Raw genomic sequence first — 13880 nt, 5'->3', positions numbered from 1 at the left:
CCGGTTAAAGACGGTTCGGTCGCCCGTCCTCCGCGGGTCGGGGGCGGGCCTCGCGACTGGCCCCGCGACTGGGGGGGCGCCCCGCGGGGGGGGGGGCGCCCCACACTGCGTACACGCTCCCGCAATGCTGCGGCCACAGCTCGATAACGGACGGGACAGAAGGGTTCTTATGTCAGGTCTACGCGCGTTACGCTGCGGCGAAATCAGCGCCAGGTGAGGCGCTCGTACGTGCTTGTGCTTGCTTGTACATAAGGAGTTCCTCTCTATGCGCCGGGTTTCGCGAATTGCCGCAGCGGGTGTAGCCACCGCCGCACTCGCCGTCTCCGCCACCGCTTGCGGCGGCACGTCCAGCGACGCCGCCGGTTCCAAGGCCGACGGCAAGCACAAGGGCGTCGCCATCGCGTACGACGTCGGCGGCAAGGGCGACCAGTCCTTCAACGACGCCGCGACCGCCGGTATGGACAGGGCCGCCAAGGACCTGAAGGTCGGCAAGAAGGCCGTCGAGCCGACGGACGGCGAGTCCGACGCCGACAAGGCCCAGCGCCTGACCGAGCTCGCCAAGCAGGGCTACAACCCGGTGATCGGCATCGGCTACGCCTACGCCCCCGCCGTGAAGGAGGTGGCCGCGAAGTTCCCGAAGACCACCTTCGGCATCGTCGACGACGCCACCATCGAGGCGGACAACGTCGCGGACCTGGTCTTCAACGAGGAGCAGTCCTCGTACCTGGCGGGCGTCGCCGCGGCCAAGGCCACCAAGACCAAGACGGTCGGCTTCATCGGCGGCGTGAACAACAACCTGATCACCAAGTTCGAGGCCGGCTACGTCCAGGGCGTCAAGTCCGTCGACCCGAAGATCAAGATCAAGCGCCAGAGGCTCACCGAGAAGGCCGAGGACGGCGGCTTCTCCAGCCCGGACAAGGGCAAGGAGGGCGCCAGCGGCCAGATCGAGGACGGCGCCGACGTGGTGTACCACGCGGCCGGCCTCTCGGGTCAGGGCGTCATCGAAGCGGCCGCCGCGGAGAAGGTCTGGGCGATCGGCGTCGACTCCGACCAGTACAAGCAGAAGCCGCTGGCCAAGTACAAGAAGTACATCCTCACCTCGGCGACCAAGGACGTCGCCGGAGCGGTGTACAACCTGGCCAAGTCGGTCCAGGATGGCAACGCCAAGGGCGGTGTGGTCCGTGCCGACCTGAAGTCCGGCGGTGTCGCGCTCGCCGACTCGAACCCCGAGTTCAAGAAGATGAAGGACCTGCAGGCCGCCGTCGAGAAGGCCGAGCAGGACATCAAGAGCGGCAAGATCAAGGTCAAGCCCACGCTGTAACCAGGACCGCGCTGCACCAGCGAGGTCCGGGTCGCGCGTAACGGGGTGTGGGGGACGATGGTTCCCCCGCGCCCCGTTCGCGCGGCCCACTGCTCAACTCCCGTCGAACCAGGGGCGCTACGCGCGTAGGTGGCCCCTTTCCTGAGGATTCCCGAGGAGAGTGCGCCATCGACGCGTCCACCAGCCCCGACGAGGGCAAGACCACGGCCCGTGCCGTTGCCGTTGAACTCACCGGCATCACCAAGCGTTTCCCGGGCGTCGTGGCCAACCATGACATCCGCCTGACCGTCCGCAAGGGCACCGTGCACGCCCTCGTCGGCGAGAACGGCGCGGGCAAGTCCACCCTGATGAAGATCCTCTACGGCATGCAGAAGCCGGACGAGGGCACCATCTCGGTCGACGGCGCCCAGGTGACCTTCGCCAGCCCCGCCGACGCCATCGCGCGCGGCATCGGCATGGTGCACCAGCACTTCATGCTCGCCGACCAGCTCACGGTCCTGGAGAACATCGTTCTGGGCAGCGAGAAGCTGCACGGCATCGGCGGCGCGGCCCGCCGCAAGATCACGGAGATATCCGACCGGTACGGCCTCGGGGTGCGCCCCGACGCCATGGTCGAGGACCTCGGTGTCGCCGACCGCCAGCGCGTGGAGATCCTCAAGGTCCTCTACCGAGGCGCCACCACGCTGATCCTGGACGAGCCCACGGCCGTGCTCGTGCCGCAGGAGGTCGACGCGCTCTTCGACAACCTGCGCGAGCTGAAGTCCGAGGGCCTCTCCGTCATCTTCATCTCCCACAAGCTGGGCGAAGTCCTCTCCGTGGCCGACGACATCACCGTCATCCGCCGCGGCACGACGGTCGGCACGGCCGTCCCCTCCGAGACGACACCGCGCCAGCTCGCCGAGCTGATGGTCGGCAGCGAGCTGCCCACCCCGGAGACCGCGGAGTCCACGGTCACCGAGCGGGCGATGATCGAGGTCGATGGACTCAAGCTGCTCGCCGACGGCGAGTCGGGCCGCGCCCTGCTCGACGACATCTCGTTCACGATCCACGAGGGCGAGGTCCTTGGCCTCGCGGGCGTCGAGGGCAACGGCCAGACCGAGCTGATCGACGCGCTCATCGGCCTCAAGCACGCCGACTCCGGAGCGATCCGGATGGCGGGCGACGACATCACCGTCCTGCCCACGCGCCACCGCCGCGAGCAGGGCATCGGCTACATCCCCGAGGACCGCCACCGCCACGGCCTCCTCCTGGAGTCGCCGCTGTGGGAGAACCGCATCCTCGGTCACGTCACCGAGAAGCCCAACTCCCGTGGCAAGCGCGGCTTCTGGCTCGACACCAAGGGCGCGCAGGCCGACACCCGGCGCATCGTCGAGGAGTACGACGTCCGTACGCCCGGCATCGACGTCACGGCGGCCTCCCTCTCCGGCGGCAACCAGCAGAAGCTGATCGTCGGCCGCGAGATGAGCCACAAGCCCCGCTTCCTGATCGCCGCCCACCCCACCCGTGGTGTGGACGTCGGCGCACAGGCCCAGATCTGGGACCAGATCCGCGAGGCCCGGCGCGAAGGACTCGCCGTCCTGCTCATCTCGGCCGACCTGGACGAGCTGATCGGCCTCTCCGACACCCTCCGCGTGATCTACCGCGGACGGCTCGTCGCCGACGCCGACCCGGCCACCATCACGCCGGAGGAGCTCGGCTCGGCGATGACGGGCGCGGCCTCCGGCCACCTCGAACACGTGGAAGAAGACCCCGAAGAGGGCTTGGGCGAGACTTCGGAGGACGAGGCCCGATGAAGAAGTTCGACAAGGAGCGGGTGCTCCTCGCGGTGGCCGGACCGGTCATCGCGCTCGTCGTGGCCGTGGCGCTGACCTCGGTCGTGCTGCTCGCCTCGGGCAAGAACCCGATCGAGCCGTACACCCTGATGCTGGAGCAGATCAGCTACTCCGACGTCCAGGTCCTGACCATCAACCAGGCCGGCATGTACTACCTGGCCGCGCTCGCGGTGGCCGTCGGCTTCCGCATGAACCTGTTCAACATCGGCGTGGACGGGCAGTACCGCCTCGCCGCGATGGCCACCGCCGTCGTCGGCGCGCACATCGCGCTCCCCGCCCCGCTCCAGATCCCGCTCCTGATGCTGGTCGCCATGCTCACCGGCGCCTTCTGGGCGGGCATCGCGGGCATCCTCAAGACCACCCGCGGGGTCAGCGAGGTGGTCGCGACGATCATGCTCAACGCCATCGCGACGAGCGTCATCGGCTACCTCACCCTCACCGAGAACTTCGGTGTCCCGGTCGGCAACAACCAGACCACCGGCGAGATGCACGAGTCCGGCTGGTTCCCCGGCATCAGCATGGGCGAGTCCGGCGAGATCTACGGCTTCGTGATCATCGCCGTACTCGCGGGCGTCCTCTACTGGCTGATCCTCAACCGCACCCGCTTCGGCTTCGACCTGCGCGCCACCGGCGCCTCCACGTCGGCCGCCGCGGCCTCCGGCGTGAACGCCAAGCGCATGGTGCTCAGCGCGATGCTGATCTCCGGCGCGGTCGCGGGCCTCGCGGGCATGCCGATCCTGCTCGGCGACACCCACACCTACAGCCTCAGCTTCCCCGCCGGACTCGGCTTCACCGGCATCGGCATCGCACTGCTCGGCCGCAACAACCCGGTCGGCATCGCGTTCGCCTCGCTGCTCTGGGCCTTCCTCGACAAGGCCTCGCCCGCTCTCGACTACGCCCAGCCGGTGGCGTACGACAAGGAGATCGCGGTGATCATGCAGGGGCTCATCGTGATCGCGGTCGTCGTCTCGTACGAGGCCGTACGGCGTTGGGGCCTCAAGCGCCAGCAGAGCCGCGTCGGTGCGGAGCTGGCCGCCGCCGCCCGCAAGAAGAACGGCAACGGCAACAACGACACCGTGAAGGAGGTGGCTGCCCGATGAGCTCGGCAACCGTAGCCAAGCCCCCGGCCAAGCAGCCCGCGCCGGGCCGCCGCCGCATCTCGCTCCCCGTCCTCCTGCTGATCATCGCGGGCGTCCTCGCCCTGACCTCCGTGGTCCGGCTGATCACCGACGCGGACGGCATCACCTCCACCGGCCAGATGTCCACCGCGCTGCGGCTCGCCGTGCCGATCGGCCTCGCGGGCCTCGGCGGCCTGTGGGCCGAGCGCGCGGGCGTGGTCAACATCGGCCTGGAGGGCATGCTCATCCTCGGCACCTGGTTCGGCGCGTTCGCCGGTTACCAGTGGGGCCCGTGGGTCGGCATCCTGTTCGGCATACTCGGCGGCGCGCTCGGCGGACTGCTGCACGCGATCGTCACGGTCACCTTCAACGTCAACCACATCGTCTCCGGTGTGGCCCTCAACATCCTCGCCCTGGGCGTCACCCGCTACCTCTCCACCTTCGCCTTCGAGGGCAAGGAGGGCGGTACGTCCAAGCAGTCGCCCCCGGTCGACTCGCTCGGCAGCTTCTCCGTGCCCGGCCTCTCCGACTGGCTCCAGGACCTGAACGAGAAACACTGGTTCCTGGTCTCGGACATCGCGGGCCTGCTCGGCGGCCTCTTCACGAACCTCTCGCCGCTCACCGTCATCGCCGTCGCGATGGTCCCGCTGAGCTGGTGGGTCCTGTGGCGTACGTCGTTCGGTCTGCGCCTGCGCTCCTGCGGCGAGAACCCGGTGGCCGCCGAGTCCCTCGGTGTGAACGTCTACAAGTACAAGTACCTCGCAGTGATCATCTCCGGTGGTCTGGCGGGCCTGGGCGGCGCGTTCCTCTCCCTGGTCGCCTCGAACATCTACCTGGAGGGCCAGACCGGCGGGCGCGGCTACATCGGCCTCGCCGCCATGATCTTCGGCAACTGGATGCCGGGCGGACTCGCGCTCGGCGCCGGCCTGTTCGGTTACACCGACAGCCTGAAGCTCCGGGGCGGCGGCACGAACGTGCACGCACTGCTCCTGCTGCTCGCGATCCTGCTGGTCATCGGCGCGGCCTACTTCGTATGGCGCAAGCGTTATGTGCCCGCGGCGATCACCGCGGCCGTCTCGGCGCTGATGTTCGCGTGGTACGGCTTGACCGACGAGGTGCCCAACCAGGTCGTCACCGCGACGCCGTACGTCGTCACGCTGCTGGTGCTCTCGCTCTCCGCCCAACGCCTTCGGATGCCGAAGGCGGACGGCCAGCCCTACCGAAAGGGACAAGGAACGTGACCGATACCGACTGGGACGCGCTGCGGGATGCTGCGCGCGAGGCCATGTCCCGTGCGTACGCGCCCTACTCAGGCTTCCCGGTCGGTGCCGCGGCCCTCGTGGACGACGGCCGCACGGTCTCGGGCTGCAACGTGGAGAACGCGTCGTACGGCCTGGGCCTGTGCGCCGAGTGCGGCCTGGTCTCGCAGCTCCAGCTCACCGGGGGCGGCCGTCTGACGCACTTCACGTGCGTCGACGGCAAGGGCGAGATCCTGATGCCGTGCGGGCGCTGCCGCCAGCTGCTCTACGAGTTCGGCGGCGCGGCCCTCCTCCTGGAGACGGCCGCGGGTGTCCGGACGCTGGGGGACATGCTGCCGGACCCGTTCGGCCCGGAGCACCTCAACTGATCGTCGCCCCCTGCCCGTTGCGCGAGCGCGGGCAGGGGGCGTCTTCATCTCGTGGCTCTATGCGCGTAGAGTCGCGCTCACCGTTTTAGGCGCAAAGAGGGGTTATGCCATGGACGTCATCTCTGTCATTCGTACGAAGCGGGACCGGGGCGAGCTGAGCGGCGAGCAGATCGACTGGGTCATCGACGCGTACACGCGCGGCGCGGTCGCCGACGAGCAGATGTCGGCCCTCGCCATGGCGATCCTCCTGAACGGCATGAACCGCGGCGAGATCGCCCGCTGGACGGCCGCGATGATCGCGAGCGGCGAGCGCATGGACTTCTCGTCCCTCTCCCGCCCCACCTCCGACAAGCACTCCACGGGCGGCGTCGGCGACAAGATCACGCTGCCGCTCGCCCCGCTGGTCGCGGCGTGCGGCGCGGCGGTCCCGCAGCTGTCGGGCCGGGGCCTCGGCCACACCGGCGGCACCCTGGACAAGCTGGAGTCGATCCCGGGCTGGCAGGCCCTCCTCTCGAACGAGGAGATGCTCTCCGTCCTGGATTCGGTCGGCTCGGTGATCTGCGCGGCGGGCGACGGCCTGGCCCCGGCGGACAAGAAGCTGTACGCGCTGCGGGACGTGACCGGCACGGTGGAGGCGATCCCGCTGATCGCCTCTTCGATCATGTCGAAGAAGATCGCCGAGGGTACGGGCTCGCTGGTCCTGGACGTGAAGGTCGGCACCGGCGCCTTCATGAAGACCCTGGAGGACGCCCGCGAACTCGCCTCCACGATGGTCGGCCTCGGCACGGACCACGGCGTACGCACGGTCGCCCTGCTCACGGACATGGCCACGCCGCTCGGCCTGACGGCGGGCAACGCGCTGGAGGTCCGTGAGTCGGTGGAGGTCCTCGCGGGCGGCGGCCCTTCGGACGTCGTCGAACTCACCCTCGCCCTGGCGCGGGAGATGCTGGACGCGGCGGGGCTGCGGGACGTGGACCCGGCGAAGGCGCTGGCCGATGGCTCGGCGATGGACGTCTGGCGCCGGATGATCTCCGCCCAGGGCGGCGACCCGGACGCGGCCCTCCCGGTGGCCCGGGAGACGCACGTCGTGACCGCTCCGTCGTCGGGCGTCCTGACCCGTCTCGACGCGTACGACGTCGGGGTCGCCGCGTGGCGACTCGGCGCGGGGCGTGCGCGCAAGGAGGACGTGGTGCAGGCGGGTGCGGGTGTGGAGCTGCACGCGAAGCCGGGCGCTCAGGTCCGCGCGGGGGAGCCGATCGTGACCCTGCACACGGACACTCCCGAGCGCTTCGACTACGCCTTGCAGGCGGTGGCCGGGTCGTTCGACATCGCCCCCGAGGGCACGGAGTTCACGGCCTCGCCGATCGTGTTGGACCGCATCGCGTAGGGCATCTCGTCCGGGGTCTGGGGCGGAGTCCCAGGTAGGTCCGGGGCGCAGGCACGGTTTTCGGGAAGGGGCGGGGTCGGGGAAAGGAAGCTACTCCGGCAGCAACCGCCCCCGCCTCCCCAACAGGAACTTCTTGAACGCCGCCACCGGCGGAGTATCCGGATGCCCGTCCAGCCAGGCCACGCCAATCTCCCGCACCGCCCGCTGCCCCGTCACCGTCAGCTCCACGACACCAGGCCGCGGCACGGCCGGTGGCGGCAGGAGGGCCACCCCGAGGCCCGCCGCCACCAGGCCCCGCAGCGTCTCCGCCTCCTCCCCCTCGAACGCCACCCGCGGCTTGAAGCCCGCCTCCTGGCAGAGGTCGTCCGTGATGCGCCGCAGGCCGTAGCCGGGTTCGAGGGTCACGAAGGCCTCCTCCGCCGCCTCCGCGAGGCGCACCCTCTTGCGCGCGGCGAGGCGGTGGTCGTCCGGCACGACCAGCCGCAGCCGCTGCTCGTCGAGGCGGCGGGCCACCAGGTCGGGGGCGTCGGGCACGGGCGAGGTCAGGCACAGGTCGAGCTCCCCCGCCCGCAGCCGCTCGATCATCGCCTCCCCGTAGTTCTGTACGAGGCTGAAGCGGACCCGGGGATGATCCGCGCGGAAGGCGCGGATCAGGCCGGGCACGGTCTCCGAGCCCATCGTGTGCAGGAAGCCGAAGGCCACCTTGCCCGACGCCGGGTCCGCGTCGGCCCGCACGGACTCCGCCGCCCGCTCCACCTCCCCGAGCGCCCGCTCGACCGAGGCGAGGAACGTACGCCCCGCCGGGGTCAGCGACACCGTTCGGCCGTGCCGCGCGAACAGGTCGACCCCCAGATCCTGTTCGAGCCGCACCAGCGCACGCGACAGCGTCGACTGCGGCACCTGCATCTCCTGCGCGGCCCGCGTCACGTGCTCCGTGCGCGCGACCCCCGCGAAGTACGCCAGCCGGGGCGAGAGCAGCGCGGACCAGGACTCCGGGGTCAGCTCGGCCGGTACCGACACCGCCGTGCCGCTGTCTCCTGCGTAACTGACGTAACTGCTCTGCGACAGACGCCGCTCTGAACTGCGCTCATGCACCATGGGAACGATTATCGCCATTCCATGCATTGGACGGATGAGTCTCCTGTGCCTACGTTCGTTGCATGCCTCCTGCCAGTAGCGGGGCGCCCGCCACCCACGCGGTCGCCCACACCCCGTCATCCACCGAAGCCGTAGCCGAAGCCGAAGCCGCCGTCGACTCCCGGCTCACCCCCGGCGGTCCGGGCTACCGCCGGATGAGCTTCGCCCTGTTCCTCGCGGGTGTCGCCACCTTCGCGCTCCTCTACTCCACGCAGGCGCTGCTCCCCCTCGTCTCCGCCGACTTCGGCGTCAGCGCGAGCACGGCGAGCTGGACGGTGTCGGCCGCCACCGGCGCGCTCGCCCTCTTCGTACTGCCCCTGAGCGCGCTCAGCGAGCGGTTCGGGCGGCGGACGCTGATGACGGTTTCGCTGACGGTCGCGGTGGCCGTGGGTCTCCTCGTCCCCTTCGCGCCGTCCATCGGCGCGCTGATCGCGCTGCGTGCCGTGCAGGGTGCGGCGCTCGCCGGGCTTCCTGCGTCCGCGATGGCGTTCCTCGCGGAGGAGGTCAGGCCCAAGGCCCTGGTCGCCGCGATCGGCATGTTCGTCGCGGGCAATTCCATCGGCGGCATGAGCGGGCGCGTCATCACGGGCTGGGTCGCGCAGGCCTGGGGCTGGCGCGCGGCCGTGGGTGTGGTGGGCATCGTGGCCGTCCTGTGCGCGCTCGCCTTCCGCGCGCTGCTCCCCGCGCCGCGCCACTTCACCGCGGGCTCGCTCAACCCCAAGGCCCTTGGCCGGACGATCCGTTCGCACCTGGCCAACCCGCTGCTGTGCCGGCTGTACGCGATCGGCGCGCTGTTCATGACCGTGTTCGGCGCGGTCTACACGGTGATCGGCTACCGCCTCACCGAGGCCCCCTTCTCGCTCCCGCAGGGCATCATCGGCTCGATCTTCCTGGTCTATCTCGTGGGTACGGTCTCCTCGGCCGCCGCGGGCAAGCTGGTGGCGCGGCTCGGGCGGCGCGGGGCGCTGTACCTGGCGGTGAGCACGACGGCGGGCGGGCTGCTGCTCTCCCTCTCCGACTCCCTGGTCATGGTGCTGCTCGGGCTCGTCCTGATCACCGCGGGCTTCTTCGCGGGCCACGCGGTCGCCTCCTCGTCGGTGAGCCGTACGGCAACCGCCGGGCGCGCGCAGGCCTCGGCGCTCTACCAGTCCGCGTACTACCTGGGATCGAGCGCGGGCGGCACGCTGGGCGCGGTCGCCTTCCACTCGGGGGGCTGGGCCGGGACGGTGGGCCTCGGCCTTCTCGCGGTGCTCGGCGTCGTGTCCATCACCTTCTGGGGATCGCACGCGGCCCGGGTCCAGGAGCGGCGGGGGCTCGTGGCGGCGCACTGAGCCACCCCTCTCACCTCCGGGTTTTCCGACTCCGGGGGCCGTTGTCAGTGGGCTCCTGTAGCTTCCGAAGTGCTGGGACTTTCGTGGCAGCCGCAGGGGTGGGTTGGGATGACTGACATCGCAGGGACGACGTCGGAACTGGACGTCACGCTGGAGAAGCACCGGGTCGAGCTGACCGGGTACTGCTATCGCATGCTGGGCTCCGCCTTCGAGGCCGAGGACGCGGTGCAGGACACGATGGTCCGCGCCTGGCGGAGCTACGAGAAGTTCGAAGGCCGCTCCAGCCTGAGGTCCTGGCTGTACAGGATCGCGACGAACGTCTGCCTGGACATGCTGAACGCGGGCAACCGCCGGGCCCGCCCCATGGACCTGACGGCGGCGGCCCCGCTGGCCCAGGCCGCGCTCTCGCCCCGCCCGGACAACGTATGGCTGGAGCCGATGCCGGACGCGCGCATGCTGCCGTCCGTGAGCGATCCCGCGGAGGCGGCTGTGGCCAAGGAGTCCGTGCGCCTCGCGTTCGTCGCCGCCCTGCAGCAACTGCCGCCCAAGCAGCGGGCGGTGCTCATCCTGCGCGAGGTCCTCGCGTGGAAGGCCAGCGAGGCGGCCGAGCTCCTGGACACCTCCGTGGCCTCCGTCAACAGCGCGTTGCAGCGGGCGCGGGCGACGCTGGCCGAGGGTCCCGCCGACGACACGGCGGTGTCCAACCCCTTGGACGACGAGCAGCAGAAGCTCCTGGAGCGCTATGTCGCGGCCTTCGAGGGGTACGACATGGCGGCGCTGACAGCACTGCTGCACGAAGACGCCATCATGACGATGCCCCCGTTCGACCTGTGGCTGCGCGGCACGTCGGACATCACCGGCTTCATGTCGACCATCGGCGCTTCCTGCGCCGACAGCCGTCTCTTCCCGGTCGAGGTCAACGGAACGCCGGGCTTCGCCCACTACAAGCCCGACCCCGAGAAGGGCGGGTTCGCGCCGTGGGCGGTGCAGGTCATCGAGATCTCAGAGGGGCGGATCGCGGGCTTCCACTGCTTCCTGGACACGCCCAGGTGGTTCCCGCTGTTCGGCCTGCCGGCCCATCTCGATCTCCATGGGGAGCCCGACGAGGTCCAGTAGCTCGCGCAGGTGCGGGGCCGGGTTCCGCAGACGGATCCGGCCTCCCGCGCGGCGGGCGGTGAGCTGGAGTCTGGCGAGGGCGTCCACCGCGGCGAGGACGGGTGGGCCGAGGTCCGCCACGTCGCACACGAGGACGTCCGCGCCGGTCGCTTGCAGCGTGGCGCGGGCCTCCTCGCAGAGGCGGTGCGTGGCCTCTCGGTCGAGGGTGCCGGTCAGGGTCAGGTCTGGTTGCGGATTCGGGTTCACATGGGGAGGACTGGGCGGGCGTCCGGAACTCATCGGTAGGTCGCCTGGGGCGTGCTCTTCCCCGACCCCGCCCCTTCCCGGAAACCTGCCCTGGCGCGGAGGCCCGCAGGGACCGCTTGCACCGCCCCCCTCACCGCTGCCGCATCGACTCCCCGAAGCCGGAGGCCAACGGCATCCGCAACCCCAGCGGAGGCGGCGCCGCCAGCGCATCCTCCAGCGGACGCGCATACGCATGCCCGAACAGCGAGCCCATCACGAAGTCCGAGGCCAGCGCCTGCACTTCGGAGTGATGCTGCTGCAACCGATGCCCGTCGGAGTGGACTTCGAACCGGCACACCTCCCGGTTCGCCTTCTTCGCCCGCTCCGCAAGCCGGAACGAGAGCTCGGGGTCGGTCCGCTCGTCGTTCGTGCCGTGCACGATCAGAACCCGCCGCCCCGCGAGCTGCCGCACCGGCTCAGGAGCCGCCGCCACATCGTCCTCCGGCAGCCAAGGGGCCAGTGCAAGAACGGAGTTGACCGCCTCGTGGCCACTGGCCCGCAGGGCGGCCCGGCCGCCCATGTCCATGCCGACGAGGCAGATCGAGACGTCGCCGTAGAGGCGGGTGATCTCGTCCGCCGCCCACTCCGCGTCCCGCGCCAACTCCGCCTGCGCGCCGTTCCACCCGCGGCAGCGGTAGTGCACGACGTGCGCGGCAAGCCCCTCGCCGCGCCCGTCCTGGGCGAGTCTGCGGCCGAGCGCGCGCACCGCGGTCGCGGCGAACCGGGACGGCTTGCGGGCAGAGGTCTCGTGGCCGCCGGGGAGCAGCAGCACCGCGCCGCTGACCGCCGATGGCCGGGTGCCGATCACACGCCCCAGCCTGGCCGCGCGCGCGGAATCGGGCGTCGCTTGCTGTGCCATGACAGAACAGTGTCAGAAGCGATGGTGTACGCCACCCGTCCGCGGGGTCACTGTTACGTATCGACCCGTGAGATCTACCCGGCGATCTACGCGCGTAGGCGCTAGAGTGCCGAGATGACGAGCCAGACCACCAAAGCCGGTCAGACGGACCGCGAAACGCCCAGCGCCGAACAGATCCGCCGCGCCCCGAAGGTGCTCCTCCACGACCACCTCGATGGCGGCCTGCGCCCCGGCACGATCGTCGACCTCGCCCGCGAGTCGGGGTATGAGGGGCTGCCCGAGACCGACCCCGACAAGCTGGGGATCTGGTTCAGGGAGGCCGCCGACTCCGGTTCGCTGCCCCGCTATCTGGAGACCTTCGCCCACACCTGCGCGGTGATGCAGACGAAGGACGCCCTCAAGCGCGTGGCGGCCGAGTGCGCCGAGGACCTCGCCGAGGACGGCGTCGTCTACGCCGAGATCCGGTACGCCCCCGAGCAGCACCTGGAGCAGGGCCTCACCCTCGAAGAGGTCGTCGAGGCGGTCAACGAAGGCTTCCGGGAGGGCGAGCGGCGCGCGAAGGCGGGCGGCCACCGCATCCGGGTGGGCGCGCTGCTCACCGCGATGCGGCACGCCGCCCGCGCCCTGGAGATCGCCGAACTCGCCAACCGGTACCGGGATCTGGGCGTCGTCGGCTTCGACATCGCGGGCGCCGAGGCGGGCTTCCCGCCCACCCGCCACCTCGACGCGTTCGAGTACCTCAAGCGCGAGAACAACCACTTCACCATCCACGCGGGCGAGGCCTTCGGTCTGCCGTCCATCTGGCAGGCCCTCCAGTGGTGCGGCGCCGACCGCCTCGGCCACGGCGTGCGGATCATCGACGACATCCAGGTCGCCGACGACGGCACCGTCAAGCTCGGCCGCCTCGCCAGCTACGTACGCGACAAGCGCATCCCCCTGGAGATGTGCCCCAGCTCCAACCTGCAGACCGGCGCCGCGAACTCGTACGCCGAGCACCCCATCGGCCTGCTCCGCAAGCTGCACTTCCGGGCGACGGTGAACACCGACAATCGTCTGATGTCCGGCACCAGCATGAGCCGCGAATTCGAGCACTTGGTCGGTGCATTCGGCTACACGCTCGACGACATGCAGTGGTTCACAGTCAATGCGATGAAATCAGCGTTCATTCCTTTCGATGAACGCCTGGCCATGATCAATGACGTGATCAAGCCCGGATATGCCGAGCTGAAGTCCGAATGGCTGTTCCGGCAGACCGCCTCCACCAGGGCTTCTGTCGATGTGTAACCGAAATTGAGGCAATGTGGGCGCGGCCGGGAACATTAATTCCCGGCCGCGTTTTTGCTGTTTCGCTGTTTGCGGACCGCCCCTTCACATGTTTACGGTCATGGGCCGCTCAAAAGTCCCCGTAACCAAGGACGCATTGAAGATGAAGCAGTCTGCCGCCAAGACCCTCGGTGTCGCCGCTCTCGGTGCCGCTTTCGCCGCCGCCGGCGCGGGTGTCGCCACCGCCGCCCCGGGCCTGCCCGACGCCTCGGGCGCGCTGGGCTCCGCCGCCTCCGCACTGCCCATGGACCAGGTCGCCGAGAACCTCCCCGCCGGTGGCCCCGAGGCGGTCGCCGCGGGCCAGAACGCGCTCGGCAGCACCCTTCAGGCCAGCGCGCCGACCGTCGCCAAGCTCGGCGAGAGCATGAAGGACGCCTCCGACCGTGGCGCCAAGCCCGCCGCGGGCGACCCCGTCTCGGGCCTGCTCGGCGGCCTGCCGGTCTCCGGCGCCCTGCCCACCCAGGGTCTGCCCCTCCAGGGCCTGCCGCTCGGCTGATCCCCGCCGGGATCCGCGTACGCCGATGGGGCGCACCCTTTCGCGGGG

General features: G+C 70.3%; 13 protein-coding genes. 10 read left to right on the top strand and 3 right to left on the bottom strand.

Annotation, left to right across the window (positions count from 1 at the left end):
* Positions 1-265 precede the first annotated feature (265 nt).
* From ACFUPX_RS42640 to ACFUPX_RS42615, 6 genes are all read left to right on the top strand, one after another.
* A complete protein-coding gene (locus ACFUPX_RS42640; protein WP_383334879.1) occupies positions 266-1321 on the top strand; it encodes a BMP family protein in 1056 nt (351 codons plus the stop codon).
* Positions 1322-1488: 167 nt separating this feature from the next.
* A complete protein-coding gene (locus tag ACFUPX_RS42635) occupies positions 1489-3114 on the top strand; it encodes an ABC transporter ATP-binding protein (protein ID WP_383334881.1) in 1626 nt (541 codons plus the stop codon).
* The gene (locus ACFUPX_RS42630) at positions 3111-4253 is read left to right on the top strand and encodes an ABC transporter permease (RefSeq protein WP_383334877.1); all 1143 of its coding nucleotides are present in this window, start codon (positions 3111-3113) and stop codon (positions 4251-4253) included. Before ACFUPX_RS42635 ends, ACFUPX_RS42630 begins: the two co-directional genes overlap by 4 nt.
* Positions 4250-5512 carry an ABC transporter permease gene (locus tag ACFUPX_RS42625; RefSeq protein ID WP_383334875.1) on the top strand — a complete coding sequence of 421 codons (1263 nt, stop codon included), beginning with the start codon at positions 4250-4252 and terminating at the stop codon, positions 5510-5512. The genes ACFUPX_RS42630 and ACFUPX_RS42625 overlap by 4 nt, the downstream gene beginning before the upstream one ends.
* Entirely contained in the window at positions 5509-5898 is a 390-nt protein-coding gene (locus ACFUPX_RS42620) for a cytidine deaminase (RefSeq protein ID WP_383334873.1), read from the top strand. Before ACFUPX_RS42625 ends, ACFUPX_RS42620 begins: the two co-directional genes overlap by 4 nt.
* A 109-nt stretch (positions 5899-6007) precedes the next feature.
* Positions 6008-7285: a thymidine phosphorylase gene (locus ACFUPX_RS42615; protein ID WP_383334871.1), complete on the top strand. Its 1278-nt coding sequence runs from the start codon at positions 6008-6010 to the stop codon at positions 7283-7285.
* 90 nt (positions 7286-7375) lie between these two features.
* On the opposite strand, the gene ACFUPX_RS42610 is transcribed toward ACFUPX_RS42615, so the two are convergent.
* A complete protein-coding gene (locus tag ACFUPX_RS42610; RefSeq protein ID WP_383334869.1) occupies positions 7376-8383 on the bottom strand; it encodes a LysR family transcriptional regulator in 1008 nt (335 codons plus the stop codon).
* Positions 8384-8445: 62 nt separating this feature from the next.
* Here ACFUPX_RS42610 and ACFUPX_RS42605 point away from each other — a divergent pair, with 62 nt between their 5' ends.
* Positions 8446-9753 carry an MFS transporter gene (locus tag ACFUPX_RS42605; RefSeq protein WP_383334867.1) on the top strand — a complete coding sequence of 436 codons (1308 nt, stop codon included), beginning with the start codon at positions 8446-8448 and terminating at the stop codon, positions 9751-9753.
* Between the two features lie 108 nt (positions 9754-9861).
* Positions 9862-10869, top strand: a complete 1008-nt coding sequence (locus ACFUPX_RS42600; protein WP_383334865.1) for a sigma-70 family RNA polymerase sigma factor — start codon at positions 9862-9864, stop codon at positions 10867-10869.
* Here ACFUPX_RS42600 and ACFUPX_RS42595 read toward each other — a convergent pair.
* Positions 10756-11148 (bottom strand): STAS domain-containing protein, encoded by a 393-nt coding sequence (locus ACFUPX_RS42595; RefSeq protein WP_383334863.1) that lies wholly within the window; start codon positions 11146-11148, stop codon positions 10756-10758. The two genes, ACFUPX_RS42600 and ACFUPX_RS42595, sit on opposite strands and share 114 nt — an antisense overlap.
* A gap of 97 nt (positions 11149-11245) precedes the next feature.
* Complete coding sequence (locus tag ACFUPX_RS42590) at positions 11246-12013, bottom strand: alpha/beta hydrolase (protein ID WP_383334861.1); 768 nt, start codon at positions 12011-12013, stop codon at positions 11246-11248.
* Positions 12014-12127: 114 nt separating this feature from the next.
* On the opposite strand from ACFUPX_RS42590, the gene ACFUPX_RS42585 reads away from it, so the two are divergent.
* Positions 12128-13297: an adenosine deaminase gene (locus tag ACFUPX_RS42585; RefSeq protein WP_383334859.1), complete on the top strand. Its 1170-nt coding sequence runs from the start codon at positions 12128-12130 to the stop codon at positions 13295-13297.
* A 142-nt stretch (positions 13298-13439) separates the two neighbouring features.
* Entirely contained in the window at positions 13440-13832 is a 393-nt protein-coding gene (locus ACFUPX_RS42580; protein WP_383334857.1) for an ATP-binding protein, read from the top strand.
* Positions 13833-13880: the final 48 nt, after the last annotated feature.

The organism is Streptomyces sp. NPDC057302, from assembly GCF_042667685.1.
In the GTDB taxonomy this organism is placed as follows: domain Bacteria; phylum Actinomycetota; class Actinomycetes; order Streptomycetales; family Streptomycetaceae; genus Streptomyces.
Note: the sequence above shows the minus strand (reverse complement) of the source record. Positions and strands in the feature narration are given on the sequence as shown.

What these genes read in the sequence shown, in the direction of transcription:
- ACFUPX_RS42595 (WP_383334863.1), bottom strand. Translation starts at nt 11,148, where the DNA reads ATGAGTTCCGGACGCCCGCCCAGTCCTCCCCATGTGAACCCGAATCCG.
- ACFUPX_RS42640 (WP_383334879.1), top strand. Translation starts at nt 266, where the DNA reads ATGCGCCGGGTTTCGCGAATTGCCGCAGCGGGTGTAGCCACCGCCGCA.
- ACFUPX_RS42610 (WP_383334869.1), bottom strand. Translation starts at nt 8,383, where the DNA reads ATGGTGCATGAGCGCAGTTCAGAGCGGCGTCTGTCGCAGAGCAGTTAC.
- ACFUPX_RS42580 (WP_383334857.1), top strand. Translation starts at nt 13,440, where the DNA reads ATGAAGCAGTCTGCCGCCAAGACCCTCGGTGTCGCCGCTCTCGGTGCC.
- ACFUPX_RS42615 (WP_383334871.1), top strand. Translation starts at nt 6,008, where the DNA reads ATGGACGTCATCTCTGTCATTCGTACGAAGCGGGACCGGGGCGAGCTG.
- ACFUPX_RS42605 (WP_383334867.1), top strand. Translation starts at nt 8,446, where the DNA reads ATGCCTCCTGCCAGTAGCGGGGCGCCCGCCACCCACGCGGTCGCCCAC.
- ACFUPX_RS42600 (WP_383334865.1), top strand. Translation starts at nt 9,862, where the DNA reads ATGACTGACATCGCAGGGACGACGTCGGAACTGGACGTCACGCTGGAG.
- ACFUPX_RS42590 (WP_383334861.1), bottom strand. Translation starts at nt 12,013, where the DNA reads ATGGCACAGCAAGCGACGCCCGATTCCGCGCGCGCGGCCAGGCTGGGG.
- ACFUPX_RS42630 (WP_383334877.1), top strand. Translation starts at nt 3,111, where the DNA reads ATGAAGAAGTTCGACAAGGAGCGGGTGCTCCTCGCGGTGGCCGGACCG.
- ACFUPX_RS42625 (WP_383334875.1), top strand. Translation starts at nt 4,250, where the DNA reads ATGAGCTCGGCAACCGTAGCCAAGCCCCCGGCCAAGCAGCCCGCGCCG.
- ACFUPX_RS42585 (WP_383334859.1), top strand. Translation starts at nt 12,128, where the DNA reads ATGACGAGCCAGACCACCAAAGCCGGTCAGACGGACCGCGAAACGCCC.